The organism is Niabella pedocola, assembly GCF_021044425.1.
GTDB lineage: Bacteria > Bacteroidota > Bacteroidia > Chitinophagales > Chitinophagaceae > Niabella > Niabella pedocola.
Genome location: NZ_JAJNEC010000005.1, coordinates 2607294 through 2623411 on the forward strand (window position 1 = coordinate 2607294; position 16118 = coordinate 2623411).

Consider the following 16118-nt stretch of genomic DNA (forward strand, 5'->3'; position numbering starts at 1 on the left):
AATGATTTTAATGGATTGAGCATGTTTGACCCTAAAAACCTTTCACCAAGAAAATTATCGTTTTATACAGCATTGGGTCTGGCTGCTCCCATCAGCCTTATCGATTATATATTTGAACAAAAATGGCAGCCCGCGGTGGCGTCGTTTTTCGTGGTGCTCATCGGCGGATTCCTCCTGGTGAGTTTTGTACTGGAGCGGTTTATTTACCGGAAGATCAAGGTTATTTACAAGTTTATTTATCAAACCAAGGCCACCCGGCGGCAGGAAACCTATTACAAATATATTCTTCCCAAAAAAAGCCTGGATGAAGTGGCCGTAGATGTGGAAACCTGGGCACAGGAGAACCAGCAAAAAGTAGCCACGCTTCAGGCAAACGAGGAATTCAGGCGGGAATTCCTGCAAAATCTTTCCCATGAATTTAAAACGCCCGTATTTGCAATACAAAGCTATGTGGAAACGCTTTTAGCGGGCGATATGGTGGATCCGGTGATCAGCCGGAAATTCCTGGAAAAAACATCCACGAACGTGGAGCGGTTGACCAACCTGCTGCAGGACCTGGATGAGATCTCCAGCCTGGAACGCGGGGAGATTACCATTGTAAAACGGAACTTTATAATACAGGACCTGCTGAAAGATTCTTTTGAAGGTATTTCGATAAAAGCAGAACAAAAGAATATCCATTTCAGCATTAAAAAAGGCTGCGAGGCACCCATCATGGTGAACGCCGACAAGGAAAAGATCCGTCAGGTGGTGATCAACCTCCTGGAGAATGCCATTAAGTACGGAAAAATTAATGGCAGTATCAAGGCGGGTATTTATAAAACCGATGATAAGCGGATCCTGGTAGAGATCAGTGACGACGGAGTTGGGATTACTGAAAAAAGCCTGCCCCGGATCTTCGAACGGTTTTTCCGTACCGAAACCGGCCGCAGCATGGATATTACAGGCAGCGGGTTAGGCCTGGCGATCTGTAAGCATATTATTGAGGCACACCAGCAAACCATCCATATCCGCAGTACGGAGGGGGTGGGTACCACCATTGGATTTACCCTGGCGGCGAAGAAGGACTAGTGGTTTTTTGCAATTGCCGGCATTCCGCAATATTAACTGATCTTTTTCTTTACTTGTTTTACATAGGTAACCGTAACCTGGGCTAATGCTGCAATTTTTGATACTTCAAAATCGGTATTGGTGAGAAGGTTCATTACAAATGCAAAGCTGCGCTCTTTTTGGCCTTTTTTCTCGCCGATCCTGATACCCTCTTCACGGGCGTAGTTCAGCACATTGGCATGATCCCATTTATGTTTTAAGCTTTTGTCGTAAAGCATTTTTTCTTCTTTTGTAAGGTTACTGTATTCAGCAATATGAAACAGCTTCTGAAATATTGTTTTTCGCAGGAATACCGGCATTTTTTTCATTTGCCCAAGGTTCTTCAACACATACAGCCATTTCTCCAGGTCTGTTTTTAATGCCGCTTCTGTTTTCACAAATTTACGCAATTCAATATAAATGAATCCCAGCTTGTCGTAAAACCGTACTCCTGATCCGGCACTGCAAAGTCCTACATTATGAAGTACGGATCCTGCCGAAAATGCTTCCAGCTCAAAATCTTCCAGCAGTGCAACCAGGTACACTTCCGGTAATTCATAATTCCAAAGATGCCGTTTGCCTTTCGGTGCCAGGTCGCTGATCAGCCGGCTTGTATAAAAAAGCGACCGTTCCTTAAAATTTTTCTGATTGCTGCGCTGCACTTCAATGATGAATTTTTCACCGTTACTCCCGGTGCACAATAAGTCAAAAACGGCCCCGCCTCCATTGGCAGTGTCTCCTTTGTATTCCGTTTTGCTGAAACTGAGTTCTGTAATAAGTTTTTGTCCATTAAAGATGCTGTTGAGAAAAGCAATGAGCAGCTCTTTATGTGGCTCCGTTCCAAAGATGCGTTTAAAGCCAAAATCTGTAAGCGGGTCAATATAAACGGTGGCGCCCGGGTGTTTTGCAGTTGCCATAGGTATGTGTTTTAACAAAGGTGCACGATAAAGATACAGCTTCCGGACGGTAAAAAAAATGCGAAGCTTCCTGTCTTCCGGGGAATACTATAAACTTTATTAATGGTGTTGCCCGAAGATTAATGAACTGCAATTGCCTCCAAATCCAAATGAATTAGACATTACATAGCGAAGGGGGCGTTTTTCGTAAGTGTGTACCGGAATAAGCCCTGTTTTTTCAATGGGTGTTTCAAAATTCAGGGATGGATATATTTCCTGGTGGTGCAAGTTGAGGATACTGTAAATGGCTTCAACGGCGCCGGCAGCGCCCAAAGTATGACCGGTATAGGATTTGGTGCTGGCAAAGGGAGGTGGCTTGTCAAACAGGCGCAGCATCGCCACGCTTTCCGTTTCATCATTGTTTTCGGTAGCCGTTCCGTGCGCATTGACAAAATCAATGGCTCCCGGCTGCAGGCCGGCGGTTTGCAAGGCGCCCTGCATGCAAAGAAACGGGCCATCGGCATTTTCTGATGTAGAGGAAGGGTGATAGGCATCATTGCTGTTCCCATACCCTTTCAGTTCGGCATAAATCCTGCGGGAAGGCGTTATGTTTTCCTCTTTTTCCAAAACAATAAACGCTCCGGCTTCTCCCAGGTTCAGTCCTTTCCGGGCCATATCAAAAGGCCGGCAGGGCGCATCAGACAGGATCATCAGCGCATTAAACCCGTTGATCGTAAATTTTGCAAGACTATCAGTGCCGCCTACAATCGCACGTTCAGCCAGCCCGTTCTGCAGCAGGCGTGCTCCATACATAATGGCATTGGCTGAGGAGGAACAGGCGGTATTAAAGGTATTTACAATACCGCCGATGTTAAAAAAAGACTGCAGGAACAGGGTATTGGCACTATTGGAATAGGATGCCAGGTAAGGACTGCCGGCAGGGGTATCTGCATTTGCGTCGGCATACATATTGTCCGTCAGGCACATACCCCCCACTGTACTGGCGCCGATAAGCGCGGTAGCCGGGTTGCGTAGCTCCTGCCCGGAGAGTTGTGCGTCATCAATAGCCTCCTTTAATGCGTGCAAGGCAATCAGATCTGTACGGGTAACCTGGGGTTGAGGCGTGGGTAACAGATGGGCCAGGGCTTCTGTGCTTTTTTTTACTTCCCCAAACGGAAGCAGGGAGGTATACTTCGACTGTAAAAAGGAAGCATTTCCAATACCGGAACGCCCTTCTATGAGCGATTGCCGGTTTTCCGCCACCGTATTGCCGATCGCGGAAATAAGTCCTATGCCGGTAACTAAAATCCTGCCCAAAACGGAAACTTATTTTGTACGGTGCTGTTCGATATAATCTACCATGGTATTAACGGTAGTTAAAATTTTTCTTCCTTCTTTGGGATCCTGGATATTGATGCCATATTCGCGGGAAAGCATCACAATCAGCTCAATGGAATCGATGGAGTCCAGTCCGAGGCCTTCTCCAAACAAGGGCTCTTCATCTTTAATATCTTCAGGTTTTACATTATTCAGGTTCAAAAACTTAATGATCTGCTCTTTTACCTGTTGTTTCAGTTGTTCTTTTTCCATTGTTATGAATTCTATAAATAGTTATCAAAAATAAGCCTCGCCGGTGGTATTTAACACCTGGTTCTTTAGGTACAGATGCGGGGCATTCATTTTACGTTGCAGCAGTAAACTGTTTTAGAAAACGGACATCGTTTTCGCTGAACAGACGAATATCATTGATGCCGTATTTCAACATTGCCGGCCGTTCTACGCCCATACCAAAGGCAAAGCCTGTGTATTTTTCGGGATCGATATTGCAATTCCGTAATACATTCGGGTGTACCATACCACATCCCAAAATTTCCACCCATCCTGTTTTCTTACAAATATTGCATCCCTTGCCGCCGCATATAAAGCAGCTGACATCCATTTCGGCACTGGGTTCTGTAAAAGGAAAATAGGAAGGACGGAACCGTACGCGTACATCTTTGCCATACATTTCCCTTACAAAAAAATAAAGGGTCTGTTTCAGATCGGCAAAAGATACATTCTCGTCAATATACAATCCTTCTACCTGGTGGAAGAAGCAATGGCTGCGCGCGCTAATGGTTTCGTTCCGGTACACCCTGCCCGGGCAAATTACGCGGATCGGCAGTTTTCCTTTTTCCATTTCGCGGATCTGGGTATTGCTGGTATGCGTACGCAGCAGCCAGTCAACCGCTGTGTTTTCACCGGCATCTACATAAAAGGTATCCTGCATATCCCGCGCAGGATGGTGTGCCGGCATATTCAATGCAGTGAAATTATGCCAGTCATCTTCGATCTCGGGGCCTTCGGCCACGGCAAATCCCAATCGCTGAAAAATAGAAATGATTTTATGACGCATCAGGGAGATGGGATGACGGCTGCCCAGGGGAACAGCGTCGCCCGGCAGGGAAAGATCGGGTGTTGACTGATCCGCCGCACCGGCGCCGGCTGTCTCTTTCAGCTCGGCATACTTGCTTTCTGCAAACAGTTTAAATTCATTCAGCAGTTGCCCCGCCTCCTTTTTTTGTTCAACGGGTACATGTTTCATTTCTCCCATAGCCTCTTTTACCCGGCCCTTGGAGCCCAGCCATTGAATGCGGAATGCTTCCGCAGCCTGTTCACCCGAGCCGGAGAATTCCGCAATTTCCTGTTTGTAAGCATCTAACTTTTGAATCAAATCCTGCATAGCGGGCAAAGATAATCAAAATGAAGGAGGCAGGATACCGGTAATTTTGGGGAGATGGAACCATTTTGTTGCTTGGTTGATCCTGACCGGAGACCAACGCGGCCGGCATCGTGGCAACGGGTCCGGCGCTGCATTTGTTCCGATTTTTCCGTATGATAAAAATGGGGTAAATTGGGGTTGAAAACAGGCTAATCACTAAAAAAATGAAAACACCATGCAATTAACTGTCATTCAGCAAAGAATTTACGAATTAAGAGGTCAGCGCGTAATGATGGATTATGATCTTGCTGAACTATACCAGATGGAAACCAAGCGGCTAAAGGAATCGGTACGGAGAAACAGGAAGCGATTTCCGGAGGATTTTATGTTTGAGCTGACAAAAGAGGAATATGATTCTTTAAGGTCGCAATTTGCGACCTTAAAGAATCCGCCCAGCGTTGACGGTCAACCGGCAACTTCAAAAAGAGGCCAGCACTCAAAATACCCGCCTTTTGCCTTTACCGAACACGGCGTGGCAATGCTGGCATCTGTGTTAAACAGTGACAAAGCGATCGAAATGAATATTGCTATTGTGCGGGCTTTTATTGCTTTACGGCAACTGGCCCTGCAGCGAAGTGATTTCCTGCAGCAGTTGCAACAGCTACGTACCGAGCTGCATCAGCGCATAGACGTACATGATGCCCAGCTCAACCAGATCTATGAGGCCTTGGAAAATATGCTGGATATAGAAGCTGAAAAGAAGGCAAAGGAACAGGCATGGAAAAACAGGGAACGGATCGGGTATCAATAAACATAGCGCTTATAAAACAGTTGAATTCTGCGCCAGGGTACACTGAAATGGAAACGGGGCACAATTACCGCAATAAAAAAAGCCTTACAAGTATTGCTTGTAAGGCTTTTAAAGCTGTAGGGGGAGGGCTCGAACCTCCACGAGGCAGTTAGCCGCAACACAAAATCCGTGGTGGTCAACCCCGGTCGGTCCCAACCGAAATTGGAACCGGCTCTATGCTGTGTTTATCCTGGACTCCTCACCCCCGAGACAAGAGGGCATGTCTGCCAAAAATTTCATCACCCCACAGTGTAAAAGAACCCGCTATTTCAGCGTTTGATAGAACAAAAATAGAGATTGTTCCCCGTTCATTCCAAATAATTCAATAAAAATTTTGAAAATATAGAAAATGTTTAAATATTTGCAATGATTGTTAAATTATTTAAAATCAACATTGCCTAAATGAACAATAAATTGAATCTGGACAAACTCGATTTGCAGATCATCCAGCATATGATGGAGGATGCGGAGATCTCTTATGCCGACCTCGGTAAAAAGCTCTTTGTATCGGGCGGTACCATACATGTGCGCATAAAAAAACTGCAGAAAGACGGCATAGTGAAAGGTACGAAATTAAATACAGACCTGAAACTATTGGGGTACGATGTTATTGCTTTTATTGGAATTTATCTGAAAGAAAGTTCCCTGTATGATTCGGTAGCCAAAGAATTGTATAAATTAAAGGAGGTCGTAAGGCTCAATTATACTACCGGAAACTACAGCATGTTTGCAGAAATCATTTGTAAAGATATTAGTGAGCTTCGAAACGTACTGCATGAGAAGCTGCAGAAGATCAAAGGCATTGAAAGAACCGAAACGCTGATCTCGCTTGAAGAAAGCTTCGCCCGGAATGTAAAGGTGCTGGACTAAGTTTGGTCCTGATTCATTGTTCAATGGTTTTTGTGAATGAACAAGGACTGTTTCGCGGTGACTGATAAAGATCGTGAGCAACGATCGTATCGGAGATCCGTACCGGTTACAACTTTCCTCTCACATTGAGGGCATCCCGTAACCCGTTTCCAAAAAGATTAAAAGCCAGTACAAGGATCATAATGGCAAATCCCGGAGCCAGTGCCAGCATAGGGTTTTGCGTAATGATGAAATTATAGTTTTCCTTGATCATCAGCCCCCAACTGGGTTGAGGAGGCTGTACACCAACGCCCAGGAAGCTGAGGCCGGCTTCAATAACGATGGCCGATGCAAAATTGGCCGCAGCAATCACCAATACAGGGCCCATGATATTGGGCCAGATATGTCCCGCAATGATCCGCGCATTTCTAAACCCAAGCGCCCTGGTAGCTTCAATATATTCCAGTTCTCTTACGGCCAGCACCTGACCTCTTACAAGCCGGGCCACGTTTACCCACATTGTTAACCCTACCGCAATGAATACCTGCCAGAAGCCTTTGCCCAGCGCCAGTGTAATGGCAAATACCAATAGCAGCGTAGGAATACTCCAGATTACATTGATGAACCACATAATGGCGTCATCGATCCTGCCCCGGTAAAATCCTGCAAGGGAGCCGAGGATCAATCCGATACTTATTGAAATCAGCACGGTGATCAATCCCACACTCAAACTAACCCTTGTACCTACGATCAGCCTGCTGAGAATATCCCGGCCATAGCTATCTGTGCCCAGCCAGAATGTTTTGGTAACAACAGGGGTTTCGGCCAGCTGTGTTTTTGAGAAATGCATCTTTTCTGTAACGCCTTCATCAATATATTTATCAACAAAAATGCTATCGGCAGTGTACTGGTATGCCGTAATGGGGATATAATCTGCCTGGTCTGGCCGGCCATTCAGCAACCGTTGCATAAAACCGGCAGGATCCGGCAGCTGTTCTTTTTTTACTTTTAAAAAGGTTTGTTTCCATCCGGGCTTGGCACCCCCGATTTCGAGGATGATGCGGTTGGCATTAGGGGAGGCATCTTCTGCAAGGTAATAACAAAAGATTGCCACAAAGATGGAAAACAGGATCACACACAAACCCGCCACCGCTCCTTTATTTTTTTTAAGCCGTTTCCAGCCTGCCTGTCTGGAAGGCTGGACAAACCGGCGGAATATGGAGAATAATTGCATGGGTACCAAATGTAAGAAAAAACCAACCTGTACGTATTTTATTTTACCTGCCGTCCCTTCCACTCATACCGTCCAAAACTCCCCAGGAACCCGGCAAGTATGGTATAGCCGATATGCAGCGGCTGAAACAGAAAAAAATATTTTAACCGCGATTGTTTGTTAAAGAACCACGCCACGCTTTTGATAAAGGGATATTCGATAATGGTTTTTAGGCCCCAGAAGATAAACAGTACATACAGGCAGCGGCTGTTGATGAATGCTGCGATGAGCAAAACCAGAAAGGAAAGGTTAAAAAGATACACCAGCAGCAGCACGGCAAAGATGCGTTTGTCATCATAATGGGTGGCCTTGCTTGCCCAGCGGATCCGTTGATTGATAAAGGCCTTCCAGGTGGGGGCCGCCACTGTTTTTACAATCGTTTGCTTCGATTTGAGATAAGCGATGCGATGCGGATACTGTTTCCATATTTTGTGCATCAGCAACATATCATCACCGGAAGCAATGGTATCAATGCCTTTGAAACCCTTCACTTCTTCAAATACATCCCGCCGGTAAGCCAGGTTGGCCCCATTGCACATGGTATGTATATTTTTATAAACGGAGGCTGCGGTAATGCCCTGCAATGTAAGAAAATCCAGATCCTGGAATACGTTTACAAGCGTTTCCGCTTCCATAAAAGCAACAGGGGCGGCAATAAATACCGGGCCGGCTTCATGGATCAGTTGTGCAAAACCCTGTAGCCAACCGGGCGGAACAATACAATCTGCATCGGTGCAAACAATCCATTCATGCCGGGCAGCTGCAATGCCTGTTTCAATGGCTTTTTTCTTATAGGAGTTCAGCCCATCCCCGGTAAGACGGATAAGGGTTATTAAAAAGGACGGGTGGTTGGCTGCACGGAACTGTTCTACAAGCGTTGCTGTTTCATCGTCCGAATGATCATCCACAACAATAAGTTCAAAAAGATGAAGAGGATATCGTTGCTGTTTTATAGATTCCAGCAGGCGCAGGATATTGGCGGCTTCATTCCTGGCAGGAATGATGATGGTAAAACGGGTCTTCTCTTTAGCAGGGTCCGCTGCCGGAGCCTGCAACGGCATCTGGTTCCAGCTTCTGGTATAAAACAGGATAAGAACTGTATAGAATAAAAATAAAACACCGATAATGCCAATAAGCCACATGCAACAAAACTACTGCATCAGCAGAACAATTGATCATATTGACGAAAACTGGTCGCCGGAGCCAAACTATTCTTTCGGATGGGTTGCCGTCCCGATCCTTTTTGAGAAATCATAATTTATATATCTGACCATGCAACGGGTTGCTACAATACCCCACAAATGGCTGACGTAAACTGCAATCATTTTGTCGTTTTCTGTTATCACCCTTCGACAAGCCGCGGTATATTTTTGCTGCATGAAAAAAGTAGTTACATACAAACGGGTTTTAGGAACCGTAACAATAACAGCCGGTGTATTATCCGCTGCCTGTATGCTGGCGGGCATAATTGCAGTTGAGTTTAATTTTGATGTATTTAGTGATACGACTCTTTTACTGCAGTATGCACGTAATTTCAAATCAGCTTATTGGTTTTTGTTATTTGATATGGCCGGGTATTATTTGCTCCTGCTGCCGGTTATCTTTTACCTCCACCAGCAGTATAGGTATCATTCTCCGTGGGTTCCACTGTTCACTTTTAGCGGTATCGGTTATGTTTTGACCGGAGCAATTGGCGCTGCTGTGCTGGCTGCCGTTTGGCCATACTTAATGCAAAAATACAGTGGGGCACCGGCGACGGACCAACATATAATACATTTAATATTCAACGCTATGACGACGGCGGTAGCAAAAGGACTTTGGAATATGCTTGAAGTACTGTTTGCTGCTGTGTGGTGGATAGGGTTTGGTGTATTGCTTCGCAGGGACAATAAAATCATTGGAATGATGTCCATTATAGCAGGGGCTGCTTGTTTATCGGATGCGGTAGGAACCATAACCGATTGGAATGTACTGGCCGAAACCGGGGTTAATATTTATTTGCTTTTGGGCATACTGTGGCCCGTTATGCTGGGAATATATATCCTGCGCAAGCCCGATACGATGGCATCTTTCAGCACCGTTGCCCCAAATTTGTCAACCAGTGAAAAATAAAAGCATGTCAGTATTTAAGACTATAGGCAAATGGATCGGCAGAATAGTGCTCTTTTTACTTGCTGTTTTGTTGTTGGGATACCTCTTTATTTATTTTAGTACGGAGAAACGTATGAATAAGACCTACCGATTTGCAGAAACACCACTAACGATACCCTCGGACTCTCAATCTATTGAAAATGGAAAACACTTGTATGAAATAAGGAGTTGCGCCGACTGCCATGGCGCCAAGTTGGAAGGAAGCGTTTTTATGAATGACTTTATGTTATTACAAATAACAGCTCCCAATTTGACCAAAGGAAAAGGCGGTCTTCCACCTGATTATTCAACGGAAGACTGGGTACGTGTGCTGCGGCATGGAGTAGATAAGAACGGTAAATCACTCTGGATGATGCCGGCACATGAAAGCGCAGTACTCCATAAAAACGACCTGGCACAACTGATCGCCTATTGTCAAAGTGTGCCTGCAGTAGATAATCAACAGAAAAAACTAAAAGCCATAGGCCCGATTGGCCGTGTACTGATGATAATTGACCGGGTGGCTGTTTTACCGGCAGAGCGTGTCAATCATGAAATTCCTGTTGCTGTCAATGCCCCCGCCGGTAAAGTTGAGATCGGGAAGTACCTGGTATCAACTTGCCAGGGATGTCATATGACCGACATGAAAGGTGGCCCACCGGTAGCACCGGGGTTTCCATCGGTTCCGGACATCAGTGCAAAAGGTGCGCCTGGAAGATGGACAGCAGCAGAATTTATAAGTACGTTTCGCAGTGGTAAAACCCCTGAAGGCAAACTCTTGCGTACTGAGTTTATGCCCTGGAAAAATATGCAACATTTTACTGATGAAGAACTAACATCCATACTTAGTTATTTGAAAAGTGTCCACTAACTATCTGTTGGTTGTTTTACTGGTTCGATAAGAATTAGGCGTTACACCCGTCCACTGTTTAAAGGATCGCTGAAAGGCTGCTTTATCCGTGTAGCCAAGCCGGCCGGCAATTTCAGCAACAGTAAGATGCTTTGCAGAAAGAAGGTTACAAGCCATTTCTTTTCTTATTGCTTCTGTTTCGGTCCGAAAGCTGGTATTTTCCTCCTGTAGTTTACGTTGCAACGTACGCACCGTAAGGTGTAAACGTGCCGCTACTTCTTTAATGCCCGGAAAAGAAGGTTGGCTCAATTCCAAAATAAGCGTTCGCAGCTGTTGAATGAACGATTGATTTTCCTGATGCAGCTTTTGGTACAGCATGTTGATAAATACATCCTTTAATTCACGATTATAGCCAAGAATGCTGCGTTGCAGATCTTGTAATGAAAAAACAAGCGCATTTACGGGTGTATTAAATCGCGGCTGACATTTGAAAATCCGCTCGTGTTCCCTGGTATCTCTTATCCGTGCGTACCGATACAAAATCTGCAAGGGTTGTATACGGAAACCGGTTAGCAGCCGGAGAATATGTAAAGTACCGGAAAACGCAATATCTACACTTTGCCTTGCTGTTTCGGGTGAAAGATCATTCCACGTGGCAATAGGTTCGCACCGGTAAACGACTTCACTACCGTTTACTTCAACACCGAAATAATATAAGCGGGTGAATGAAGTCGTATATTCCTGCAGGTGATGCAATGCTGTTAACAGATCTTTGCTGCTTTCCATTAAATGACCTGTAATACCTAATACATTGACGGTAGTTCGCTCCCCGATGTGAAGCCCCAGGTCGGGATCACCTGAAATTTGAAGTGCTGCATCCATGAGTGCGCAGTTCTGCTCTAAAGACAGTTTCATGTCATGATTATCCAGGTCGGAAACAGCAATATTACCGTACGCACAAATTTTTTCCAACGCGTCTGTTGTGCGGGCTGCACCCAGAATAATATTGCGTAAAATGGACATGCTTACCCATAATGTTTGCATATTTGGTAGATATATGCCATAAAAATAGCAAACAATAACAAAAAATTGCTGCGCTGATTTGCCGGGGTGTTCATTGTCATAAGGCCTGGTTAAAATGGCCCGGATCTAAAATTTCATGGACTTCTTTATTTTGTAATAATCGATGTCCTGCCTCCAAAATCATTGTTTGTACCCGTTCCTCAATACCCGCCGAAAAATTGATGCCGTGCGCTGGAGGGATCACGTTATCATATTTTCCAAAATAGAGTTGTACGAGTGTTTTCCTTTGGGCAATGGTTTTTTTTATCTGGGCTATATCGGGTTTAAAAAACCGGAAGGCCGTCCAGGAGGTATATAGCATTTTACATACCTGTGGTTGGTGCAGGTAGTGAACGGCAAATTTTTTAACCCCGGCATTAATCAGCCCGGCTTTGTTCAGGACGCCTGCAAATTTTATCAGCCATCCCGGGTTTTTCATGGTACTGGCAAAAAGGCGGTTACCGATAAGCGTATGCGAAGCACACCAGTACCAAAAACTCATTTCCAACCCGTCCGGTGCCAGTAACAGCAGCTGCTGAACGGATTGCGGGTACAGCTGGTAATAGGAAAGACACATGCGTCCGCCCAGGCTAAACCCCACCAGTATCAACGGTTCTGCGGCGTTAAAAGATTCAGCGCTTAGCAGGAGCTGTATGATCTCATGAAGCTGGCCGGGGGTAAAGCGGAGCCCTTCCTTCCAACAGGTATTGCCGTGAAACGGTGCATCGATAGCCAGGATCGTATACCGGTTGGCACTGTTCTTTAGCACCGAAAAGGCCTGTGCCGACTCATTGAAACCATGCAGGCAGACCACCGGTTGCGGACCGGAACCACTAACGCCATAACTAATGACCGATTGCCTGTATGATAGATATTTCTGTTCCAGATATGCTGTTGAAACGTTCTTTGTACGGCTGCAATTTCGTTTTTTTTTTGGTAGCTAACGCAATCCTGGAGGCAGGGGTCACCGTTGGCGACCTTAATTTATATTTTACCGGGTCGGAAAAAATAGCGTACGCTTGCAAGCCTGCAGCGGAAATGCAGGTTCATCACAAAAAAATAACAATTCATTACAGGAGCCGGATACGGGTTGAACAGAAATTATACTTTTAATAAAAAAATGCGTGTTACCCTTTGCTGTTTTTTCGTATTGGCAATAGCCGGCAGCTGCCATAAAAAGAATTTACCGAATTTGCCGGCAATACGCTATACTGAATTGTATAACCGCACTGTTGTATTTGGGCAGCAGGCATCCGTGGATGCGGATGGTAACGGAACAAATGATCTTGTTTTTAAAACATCATTGGTAGGAGACCCTATTCACAAGGAAGATAAGCGGCAATGGCGTGTACAGGTTTATGCCGCAACCCGGTTTCCGGTGAACCCGGATGATCATATTCCGGTAATGTCTCAAAAGCAGCAGATCGGTGTGGCGGACTTTAACGGGTATCACTGGTCCGAAGGGGTTGCCGCATTGCTTGCGGAGAAAGTAACCAACGAAGAGGACCAGGTTTTCTGGCGGGGCGACTGGAGGGATGCGGATCACCTGTTTGTTCCCTTCATGATCGTGCAGAACAGCCGGATCTATACCGGTTGGGTAGAAGTGAGCTTTAGCACGAACCAGGAACAATTAATACTGCACCGGGCTGCTCTTTCACAGAAAGAGAACCAGGCGATTGAAACCGGTAGTTAACGTTTCATATTTACGAAACACCCCCTGGACGGGGTGGCCACAGGACGGCATCAAAAGTCTTATGCTCTAAAAGCGCGGACTTTTGATGCCGTCGTTTTATTGAGCGGAATCAACCCGGAAATGTTGGGATAGATGAAAAAATAAACTAACTTTGGTTAGTTGTTAAAACAACTATATGCCAAACAACCAATTTAAGAAAAGTGAATTGTACAGTTTCATCACCGGTGTGGCCAGTACGGCCATTGCCCGGCGGTTGCAGAAAAAGTTCAACCAGGCAGATCTGAGTCTGACTATAGAACAATGGAGTGTACTGTATCATTTATGGAAAGAGGATGGCATTAGTCAGCAGGATCTTTGCAAGGCTACGTTCCGGGATAAGCCCAGTATGACAAGGCTGGTTGACAACCTGGAAAAAGCGGGAATGGTAAAACGGATTCCCTCGCGGTCCGACCGCAGAAAGAACCTGATCTATCTTACGGAGCGGGCAAAGGAAATACAGGATACCTGTTACGGCTTTGCTGAGGAAACGGTAGAGGAAGCGCTTTCCGGTGTAAGCCAGGATAAAATTGAAGTTTGTAAGGAAGTACTGAAGGTGGTGTATGAGAATTTAAGGTAGGGAACTGCCCAGTAATCAGCTGTTAGCGGAGGCTTTCAGCATTTAGCCAAACAGCTGGTCCTTATTCCACAGCCGATGGGCTGCCGCAACCTGGAAGGTGGCGCCCGGAGGGCGGCAGTACCGGAAGGTACCTGGCCTGAAAGGTGCGGAACAATAGCCGGGGAATGCACGAACGGTGAAAGCCCCAAGTATTAAAAAACTTAAAAAACAAAAACAATGGATGCTGCTGTAAACAACGAAACAATTACCCACGGTGCCGAATGGCTGATAAAAGAACAGGAGCCGGCCGGAACATTTATTGCCAACGAATTTGATGAAGAGCAGTTAATGATACGCGACCTGTGCAACCAGTTCCTGGAAGCAGAGGTATGGCCCAACCTGGACCGTATTGACAGTATGGAACCGGGACTGATGAAATCGCTGGTTCAAAAAGCCGGGGAACAGGGGCTGTTGGCAACTTCGTTCCCGGAAGAATATGGTGGACTTGGAAAGGATTTTGTAACCTCCACCATTATCAATGAATACCTGGGTGCAGGACATTCTTTTTCCGTAGCTATTGCGGCACATACCGGTATCGGAACCCTGCCCATCCTGTATTTCGGAAATCCTGAGCAGAAACAAAAATATATTCCCAAACTGATCACCGGTGAGTGGACCGGCGCCTACGGGCTTACTGAACCCAATAGCGGCAGCGATGCGCTAAGCGCTAAAACCACCGCCAAACTAAGTGATGACGGTAAGTATTATTTGCTGAACGGGCAGAAATGCTGGATCACCAATGGCGGCTTTGCCGATGTATATACCGTTTTTGCCAAAGTAGACGGCGATAAGTTTACCGGTTTTATTGTAGAGCGGGGCATGGAAGGGTTTACCCAGGGACCGGAAGAACAGAAAATGGGGATCAAGGGGTCTTCCACCGTACAGTTATATTTCCAGGATGCAAAAGTACCTGTTGAAAATGTACTGGGTGAGATCGGAAAGGGTCATAAGATCGCCTTTAATATATTAAACATCGGACGTCTGAAGCTTTGTGCGGCGGCGTTGGGCGGTGCGCGCAAGGCCTTTAATACATCGTTGGAATATGCAAAAACACGCGAACAGTTTAAGCAGCCGATCAGTAATTTCGGTGCTATCAAGCACAAGTTAGCGGAAATGGCGATTGGCATGTTTGCCGCTGAATCGGCATTGTACCGTACGGCGAAATGGATCGACCGGTTTGAACAAAAACTGGTCGATGAGGGCAAACCCTTTAATGAAGCATTGCTGGGCGCGGCAGAAGAATATGCCATTGAATGTGCGATGTTAAAAGTTTTTGGAAGCGAACTGCTGGACTTTGTAGTGGATGAAGGGGTACAGATCCATGGGGGCAACGGCTTTAGCGCGGAATACAATATTTCCAGGGCCTACCGCGATAGCCGGATCAACCGGATTTATGAGGGTACCAACGAGATCAACCGGTTGCTGATCCTGGATATGACGCTGAAACGCGCGATGCAGGGGCGCCTTAACCTCATGGGGCCGGCAATGGAAGTGCAGAAGGAATTGATGAGTATACCGGATTTTGGAGGCGAAGACGAAACGCCGTTTGCAGAAGAACGGAAACTGATCGCAAATCTTAAAAAGGCGATCCTGATGGTGGCCGGAGCGGCTGCACAAAAACTGATGATGAAAATTGAAAGTGAACAGGAGATCCTGATGCATATTGCTGATATGGCTATGGAGGTATTTCATGCAGAAAGCATGTTACTACGCACCATAAAAACCGCTGCGGCCAAAGGAGAAGCCGCGGCAGCTGATTATGCAGACATGACCCGGGTGTACCTGTATGACGCCGCCGACAAGATCAACAAAGCGGGTAAGGATGCCATCAACGGGTTTGCAGAAGGGGATGAGCAACGCATGATCCTGATGGGACTGAAGCGGTTTACCAAGGCCCAGCCTTTTAACAGCAAGGAAGCGCGCCGCCGCATTGCAGACAAGGTAATTAACACTGGCTATTACTATTTTTAATACCCTCCGTATGAACATTGAGAAACCGGGGCGCTGCCCCGTTTTTTTATGGAATGTTATCAGAGCTGTTGGTTGCTTTTAAAGATACATCCGGAGCTT

At 45.9% G+C, this 16118-nt stretch carries 16 protein-coding genes; 8 read left to right on the top strand and 8 right to left on the bottom strand.

Translation table 11 applies throughout. The features are described 5' to 3' along the window. The first annotated feature begins 21 nt into the window (after window positions 1-21). Entirely contained in the window at window positions 22-1071 is a 1050-nt protein-coding gene (locus tag LQ567_RS18285; protein ID WP_231006947.1) for a sensor histidine kinase, read from the top strand. Window positions 1072-1103: 32 nt separating this feature from the next. On the opposite strand, the gene LQ567_RS18290 is transcribed toward LQ567_RS18285, so the two are convergent. The 4 genes from LQ567_RS18290 to pheS form a co-directional block, all read right to left on the bottom strand. Beyond that, entirely contained in the window at window positions 1104-2006 is a 903-nt protein-coding gene (locus tag LQ567_RS18290; protein ID WP_231006948.1) for an Rpn family recombination-promoting nuclease/putative transposase, read from the bottom strand. A 99-nt stretch (window positions 2007-2105) separates the two neighbouring features. Next, window positions 2106-3302, bottom strand: a complete 1197-nt coding sequence (locus LQ567_RS18295) for a beta-ketoacyl-[acyl-carrier-protein] synthase family protein (protein WP_231006949.1) — start codon at window positions 3300-3302, stop codon at window positions 2106-2108. Between the two features lie 9 nt (window positions 3303-3311). Beyond that, window positions 3312-3575, bottom strand: a complete 264-nt coding sequence (locus LQ567_RS18300; protein ID WP_090392273.1) for a phosphopantetheine-binding protein — start codon at window positions 3573-3575, stop codon at window positions 3312-3314. Window positions 3576-3666: 91 nt separating this feature from the next. Continuing rightward, a complete protein-coding gene (gene pheS / locus LQ567_RS18305) occupies window positions 3667-4707 on the bottom strand; it encodes a phenylalanine--tRNA ligase subunit alpha (protein ID WP_231006950.1) in 1041 nt (346 codons plus the stop codon). A 214-nt stretch (window positions 4708-4921) separates the two neighbouring features. Between pheS and LQ567_RS18310 the strand changes: the two genes are divergently transcribed. Next, window positions 4922-5497 carry an ORF6N domain-containing protein gene (locus tag LQ567_RS18310; protein ID WP_231006951.1) on the top strand — a complete coding sequence of 192 codons (576 nt, stop codon included), beginning with the start codon at window positions 4922-4924 and terminating at the stop codon, window positions 5495-5497. Window positions 5498-5938: 441 nt separating this feature from the next. After that, the gene (locus tag LQ567_RS18315; RefSeq protein ID WP_231006952.1) at window positions 5939-6406 is read left to right on the top strand and encodes an Lrp/AsnC ligand binding domain-containing protein; all 468 of its coding nucleotides are present in this window, start codon (window positions 5939-5941) and stop codon (window positions 6404-6406) included. Between the two features lie 106 nt (window positions 6407-6512). Here LQ567_RS18315 and LQ567_RS18320 read toward each other — a convergent pair whose 3' ends face one another. Both LQ567_RS18320 and LQ567_RS18325 read right to left on the bottom strand, forming a co-directional pair. After that, window positions 6513-7619, bottom strand: a complete 1107-nt coding sequence (locus LQ567_RS18320; RefSeq protein ID WP_231006953.1) for an ABC transporter permease — start codon at window positions 7617-7619, stop codon at window positions 6513-6515. Between the two features lie 38 nt (window positions 7620-7657). Further along, a complete protein-coding gene (locus LQ567_RS18325) occupies window positions 7658-8800 on the bottom strand; it encodes a glycosyltransferase family 2 protein (RefSeq protein ID WP_231006954.1) in 1143 nt (380 codons plus the stop codon). A 235-nt stretch (window positions 8801-9035) separates the two neighbouring features. Between LQ567_RS18325 and LQ567_RS18330 the strand changes: the two genes are divergently transcribed. Then, window positions 9036-9770 carry a hypothetical protein gene (locus LQ567_RS18330; protein WP_231006955.1) on the top strand — a complete coding sequence of 245 codons (735 nt, stop codon included), beginning with the start codon at window positions 9036-9038 and terminating at the stop codon, window positions 9768-9770. Window positions 9771-9774: 4 nt separating this feature from the next. Next, the gene (locus LQ567_RS18335; protein WP_231006956.1) at window positions 9775-10659 is read left to right on the top strand and encodes a cytochrome c; all 885 of its coding nucleotides are present in this window, start codon (window positions 9775-9777) and stop codon (window positions 10657-10659) included. Here LQ567_RS18335 and LQ567_RS18340 read toward each other — a convergent pair whose 3' ends face one another. Next, window positions 10660-11682, bottom strand: a complete 1023-nt coding sequence (locus tag LQ567_RS18340; RefSeq protein WP_231006957.1) for an AraC family transcriptional regulator — start codon at window positions 11680-11682, stop codon at window positions 10660-10662. It lies immediately after the preceding gene. Between the two features lie 76 nt (window positions 11683-11758). After that, window positions 11759-12514, bottom strand: coding sequence for an alpha/beta hydrolase (locus LQ567_RS18345; RefSeq protein WP_231006958.1), 756 nt, complete (start codon window positions 12512-12514; stop codon window positions 11759-11761). A 378-nt stretch (window positions 12515-12892) separates the two neighbouring features. Here LQ567_RS18345 and LQ567_RS18350 point away from each other — a divergent pair, with 378 nt between their 5' ends. The 3 genes from LQ567_RS18350 to LQ567_RS18360 all read left to right on the top strand — a co-directional run bounded on the left by LQ567_RS18350 (window position 12893) and on the right by LQ567_RS18360 (window position 16019). Then, complete coding sequence (locus LQ567_RS18350) at window positions 12893-13393, top strand: hypothetical protein (protein ID WP_231006959.1); 501 nt, start codon at window positions 12893-12895, stop codon at window positions 13391-13393. Window positions 13394-13568: 175 nt separating this feature from the next. Beyond that, window positions 13569-14009: a MarR family winged helix-turn-helix transcriptional regulator gene (locus LQ567_RS18355; RefSeq protein ID WP_231006960.1), complete on the top strand. Its 441-nt coding sequence runs from the start codon at window positions 13569-13571 to the stop codon at window positions 14007-14009. 216 nt (window positions 14010-14225) lie between these two features. Then, the gene (locus LQ567_RS18360) at window positions 14226-16019 is read left to right on the top strand and encodes an acyl-CoA dehydrogenase family protein (RefSeq protein WP_231006961.1); all 1794 of its coding nucleotides are present in this window, start codon (window positions 14226-14228) and stop codon (window positions 16017-16019) included. The last annotated feature ends 99 nt before the right edge of the window (window positions 16020-16118 follow it).

What these genes read in the sequence shown, in the direction of transcription:
- LQ567_RS18355 (WP_231006960.1), top strand. Translation starts at nt 13,569, where the DNA reads ATGCCAAACAACCAATTTAAGAAAAGTGAATTGTACAGTTTCATCACC.
- LQ567_RS18335 (WP_231006956.1), top strand. Translation starts at nt 9,775, where the DNA reads ATGTCAGTATTTAAGACTATAGGCAAATGGATCGGCAGAATAGTGCTC.
- LQ567_RS18360 (WP_231006961.1), top strand. Translation starts at nt 14,226, where the DNA reads ATGGATGCTGCTGTAAACAACGAAACAATTACCCACGGTGCCGAATGG.
- LQ567_RS18330 (WP_231006955.1), top strand. Translation starts at nt 9,036, where the DNA reads ATGAAAAAAGTAGTTACATACAAACGGGTTTTAGGAACCGTAACAATA.
- LQ567_RS18290 (WP_231006948.1), bottom strand. Translation starts at nt 2,006, where the DNA reads ATGGCAACTGCAAAACACCCGGGCGCCACCGTTTATATTGACCCGCTT.
- LQ567_RS18325 (WP_231006954.1), bottom strand. Translation starts at nt 8,800, where the DNA reads ATGTGGCTTATTGGCATTATCGGTGTTTTATTTTTATTCTATACAGTT.
- LQ567_RS18285 (WP_231006947.1), top strand. Translation starts at nt 22, where the DNA reads ATGTTTGACCCTAAAAACCTTTCACCAAGAAAATTATCGTTTTATACA.
- LQ567_RS18315 (WP_231006952.1), top strand. Translation starts at nt 5,939, where the DNA reads ATGAACAATAAATTGAATCTGGACAAACTCGATTTGCAGATCATCCAG.
- LQ567_RS18310 (WP_231006951.1), top strand. Translation starts at nt 4,922, where the DNA reads ATGCAATTAACTGTCATTCAGCAAAGAATTTACGAATTAAGAGGTCAG.
- pheS (WP_231006950.1), bottom strand. Translation starts at nt 4,707, where the DNA reads ATGCAGGATTTGATTCAAAAGTTAGATGCTTACAAACAGGAAATTGCG.
- LQ567_RS18320 (WP_231006953.1), bottom strand. Translation starts at nt 7,619, where the DNA reads ATGCAATTATTCTCCATATTCCGCCGGTTTGTCCAGCCTTCCAGACAG.
- LQ567_RS18300 (WP_090392273.1), bottom strand. Translation starts at nt 3,575, where the DNA reads ATGGAAAAAGAACAACTGAAACAACAGGTAAAAGAGCAGATCATTAAG.
- LQ567_RS18340 (WP_231006957.1), bottom strand. Translation starts at nt 11,682, where the DNA reads ATGCAAACATTATGGGTAAGCATGTCCATTTTACGCAATATTATTCTG.